General features: G+C 75.5%; 4 protein-coding genes and 2 pseudogenes. 4 read left to right on the forward strand and 2 right to left on the reverse strand.

From position 1 onward, the window contains the following. Positions 1 to 257 (reverse strand): annotated as a pseudogene (locus HYE82_RS34700) (class I SAM-dependent methyltransferase); the annotation flags it as partial. A 342-nt stretch (positions 258 to 599) separates the two neighbouring features. Continuing rightward, complete coding sequence (locus tag HYE82_RS34705) at positions 600 to 1,265, reverse strand: hypothetical protein (RefSeq protein WP_179178204.1); 666 nt, start codon at positions 1,263 to 1,265, stop codon at positions 600 to 602. A 120-nt stretch (positions 1,266 to 1,385) separates the two neighbouring features. On the opposite strand from HYE82_RS34705, the pseudogene HYE82_RS34710 reads away from it, so the two are divergent. The 4 genes and pseudogenes from HYE82_RS34710 to HYE82_RS34725 all read left to right on the forward strand — a co-directional run. Next, positions 1,386 to 1,824 (forward strand): annotated as a pseudogene (locus tag HYE82_RS34710) (GNAT family N-acetyltransferase); the annotation flags it as partial. A 491-nt stretch (positions 1,825 to 2,315) separates the two neighbouring features. Continuing rightward, positions 2,316 to 2,879 (forward strand): TetR/AcrR family transcriptional regulator, encoded by a 564-nt coding sequence (locus tag HYE82_RS34715; protein ID WP_179178205.1) that lies wholly within the window; start codon positions 2,316 to 2,318, stop codon positions 2,877 to 2,879. A 106-nt stretch (positions 2,880 to 2,985) separates the two neighbouring features. Continuing rightward, entirely contained in the window at positions 2,986 to 3,267 is a 282-nt protein-coding gene (locus HYE82_RS34720; RefSeq protein WP_179178206.1) for a hypothetical protein, read from the forward strand. Between the two features lie 286 nt (positions 3,268 to 3,553). Further along, a complete protein-coding gene (locus HYE82_RS34725) occupies positions 3,554 to 3,694 on the forward strand; it encodes a hypothetical protein (RefSeq protein ID WP_179178207.1) in 141 nt (46 codons plus the stop codon). The last annotated feature ends 323 nt before the right edge of the window (positions 3,695 to 4,017 follow it).

Raw genomic sequence — 4,017 nt, forward strand, 5'->3', positions numbered from 1 at the left:
CCCACCACCCGTGCCCCCAGCAGCCGCGCCGCCCGGTCCGCGACCCGGCCGGGCCCGCAGCCGTAGTCCACGAGCACCGGGCCCGGCCCGACCCGGCGGGACAGCGCCCGGAACACGAAGGGGTAGCCGAGCATCCAGTCCGTGGCCGCCTCCACCGCCGCGAAGGCCTCGGCCCCGTCGGCCCCGGACCAGGCGCCGCCCTCGCCGTCCGGCGCGGGGCGGCGGCTCCATGCGTCTGATTCCGCTTCCTTGCTCACAGCACCCCGGCATCGGCCTGCGGACCCCCGCCCGGGGTGACGGCACGCCCGCGGTCATCGGCCGGGCCGTGGAGGTGCGGGGCGTCCACCGCGCCGAGTGGGCGGTGTCGGTGGGCAACGAGCCCGGCATCGCCGTGGCCCGGTGGCTCGGTGGGACCCGGGACGGTGCCCTGCGCGAGAGCTGCCGGTACCGGAGCAAGCGGCACGACGAGGAGGTCCGGCCGGTACGGGCCCCGAGTGGCGGGCGGCGGCCGCGCGGCGCTCCTCCTGACACCCCGGGGCGGCGGCCCCGCCCGCGCCCGCGCCCGCGGCCGGAGGCGCCCCCGGCCCCGGGCACGGGCGTCACGATGCGGGGGCAGCGGGCTCGGGCTCGGAGGCGCCGGGCTCGGCGGTGAGACCGGCGAGGGCGAGGGCCCGTTTCGCGGCGGGCAGGTCCAGGGCGGCGGCCGGGACTCGGCCCGCCAGCTCCTCCAGGGCCCGGGGTTCGAGGCGGTACTCCTCGGCGGCCGCGGCCAGCTCCGCCGTCTCGAAGGCCGGGAGCTCCGGCTCCCGGAGGAACTCCTCGCGCACCGCGAAGCGGCCGATCCCGCAGTCGAGGCCGTCGTCCTCCAGGGTTTCCGGGTACGGGGCGCGGGCCCAGGCACCGTTCTCGTACCAGTAGACGCAGCCCAGCTGCCAGCCGTCGAGCAGGTCGCGCAGCGTCTCGTACGGCAGCCAGTCCGGTCCTCCGGCCAGCATGTCGACGGGCGGCTTGTGCCACTTGACCTGGCTGGACTCGTCCTCGCCGTAGAGCACGTAGCGCCCGTGGCCCAGCGCCTCCATGGTCCACCAGGTGCAGCCGCTGTCGTCGAGGTGCAGCCCGGACCCGTCGATCCAGGTGCCGACGCGGTGGATCCCGCGGCCCTCGTCCTCGGTCCTGGCCGCGAGGACGCAGGCCAGCGCCCACCGCGCCCACAGTACTTCCGCCGGGGGCAGGTCCCCGGGCCTTCCCGGCCGGTGAATCGTCAAGGTGTCCTCGCTGTTCGTGGCGACGGCGGCTCGTCGGAGTCGATCGTAGACAGCGGGTACGACAACTCCCGGGGCGGCGGCCGTTCATGTGCTGATCCGCATGATGCGACTGGAGCGTCTCTCCGGGCCGATCACGCCGACGCCCTCCCGGCCTTCGAGAGGGAGAACCAGGCGTACCTGGCACGTTCGTGCCGGACCGCGGAGCCGCGTACTTCACGGACTTCGCCGCCCGGCACCGGGCCCTCTTGGCGGAACAGCACACAGGGGTGTGCCGCTTCCACCCGGTACTGGCCGGGGCCGGCGAACCGGTCGGTCGGGTCAACCTCGTGGAGCCGCCGCAGGGAGCGCCGAGCCCGGCCACCGGATCGCCGAACGCGCCGCGGGACGCGGGCCCGCGAGGGCCGCGGTCGCAGAGGTCTGCCGCCTGGCCGCCGGCCCGTACGGACTGTCCCGGCTCGCCGCCGTCGCCGCCGTCGACAACCCCGCGTCCCGGCCCGTCCTCACCCGCAACGGCTTCAGCGAGACCGGCCGCACCGCGGTCGGCGCCCGCCCCGCCGTCACCCACAACCGTCGTCCCACGCCCCGCCGCGTGACCGGCGCACAGGGCGGCCCCCCGCTCCGGCAGATGATCCGCAACCCCGGCGGCCCACTTGGACTGAGGCCTCAGGCGGCCCGCGCGGCCGCACACCTCCTCGAAGCCGGTGCGGCGCATCGGCGCCGACGACTTCGGAAAGCACGGGCTCCCCGATCAGGACAGGCCCGCAGGGCGGTTGCGCCCCGCGGCAGTGCCGCAGGATCGTGACCGTGCAGCGGTCGCGTCACGGGCCGGCGCGCGGCCCCGGCGCGGCGGCCACGTCGGCCGCCCGCCGCGGTGTGTCGCCCCTCGGGCCGACGGCCCCCACCGGCCCGCCCCGCGCAGGTGTGCGCGGTCCTGCTTCCGGAGGGCCGTTTGCCGTGTCTGTTCCTCGGACCGCGACCGGCGGCCGGAGCGTCGACGCCGGGCGTCTATACGATGGCGTACGCATCACGGACGCGGGTGAGGAGAGACAGATGGGCGCGACGCGGACGCCGCGCGGGAGATGGATCGAGGAGGGTCTGCGCGCCCTCGCCGCCGGGGGACCGGAGGCCGTCCGGGTCGAGGTGCTCGCCCAGGCCCTCGGGGTGACCAAAGGCGGCTTCTACGGCCACTTCCGCAACCGGGAAGCGCTGCTCGCCGAGATCCTCGACGCGTGGGAGGAAGAGGTCACCGAGAAGGTGATCGAACGCGTCGAGAGCGTCGGAGGGGACGCCAGGGCCAAGCTGGACGAGCTCTTCACCATCGCCGCAGCCGCCGACGGGCCCGCGATGAGCGTGGCCGTCGATCTGGCGATCCGCGACTGGGCGCGGCGCGACGAGGAAGTCGCCCGCCGGTTGAAGCGGGCGGACAACCGGCGCATGGAGTACCTGCGCTCCCTGTTCCGCTCCTTCTGCCCCGACGAGGACGAGGTCGAGCTGCGCTGCATGATCGTCTTCTCGCTGCGCATCGGCAGCCACTTCATCGCCGCCGACCATGCCGGCCGCAGCCGCGCGGAGGTCATGCGGCTGGCCAGGCGCCGCCTCCTGGACCAGGGCTGAGGTCGGACGCGCCGGCCGTCCGCTCCGAGGGCGCCGTGCCGGGCGCGGGCCTTGACGCACGGGTGTGGTGTGCTGGGGGCGTGGCTCCGCATGAGAGCATGCGGCGGTGAACTCATTCCTTCCCGCCGGATGGACGATCGAGCGGGTTCGGACCCTGTCCGGCGACGCAGGTGCCGCCCTGCTCACCCTCGATCGGCTCGTGGTCGCCGAGGACGCCGGCCAGGGTGACTACACGACCCTCCGGCCGGACACGATTCTGGGGTTCCACGACTTGTGCCTCGTGCAGGACGACGGTGAGTGGTTCATGGGGCGGCTGGACAATGACGGCTCGGTGATCTGCTGGGCCTCATACGGATCCGATCTGCACGAGGCCATCCGAGGCCTCTGAACGATTCACGTCGTCGGGCGGAGCCGGCCCCGGTCCCGCGTCGGTGGATCCCCGGCCGCCTCGGGATCCGGGCCTCGTGGTACGGGCCGTCCCCGTCGCCGCCGCACTGCGGCTCGTCGAAGGTGACCCGGTACGCCGCCTCGTCGGCCCGGACGTGCGGGCTGGGCGCGGGCGGCTCAATGGCCGGTCGTGAGGCGGCGTTCGAGGGGGGCCGGCAGCAGGGGGTGACGCTGGTGCCGTCGAGGAACGCGGCCAGGCGGTCGGATTCCGTGCGGACGGCGGCGCGGTGGGCGCCACGACCTGCCGGGTCGAGGCCTCCGACGACTCCCTCACCCGGATCGCGCAGACCTGGCCGGCCTCGACGTCGACCCCGACGTCCTCGTACACCTGCGCCGCGGCGCACCGGCTCCTGCGCGCCGCGGGCTGAGCCGGACCGGGCCGGACCGGGCCGGACCGGGCCTCCCGGCCCGCCCTCCTCCTGGCGAACAGTTTCACGCCATCGGATGGAAACACGGTCCGCCCCGGGCGGCACGGGCCCCGGGCTGCCGCTGCCGCAGGTCCGGGGCGTGCACAGTGAGGGCCCACCTCCGGTGCGGGGTGCGCCGGGCGGCGCCGCGCGCCGGGCGGCCGCCTCGTACCGCACCGACCCAGGAAGGGCCGCACCAGATGCCGTTCGCGACGGGCGTGCTCCCCACCGTGCTCCCAGCAGTGCTGTCCGCCGTCCTGATCCTGCCGCCGGCGGGCGTGCAC

The organism is Streptomyces sp. BR123, assembly GCF_013401435.1.
In the GTDB taxonomy this organism is placed as follows: domain Bacteria; phylum Actinomycetota; class Actinomycetes; order Streptomycetales; family Streptomycetaceae; genus Streptomyces.

Excerpts from the sequence above, each read along its gene's own strand:
- HYE82_RS34715 (WP_179178205.1), top strand. The coding sequence starts at position 2,316 with ATGGGCGCGACGCGGACGCCGCGCGGGAGATGGATCGAGGAGGGTCTG.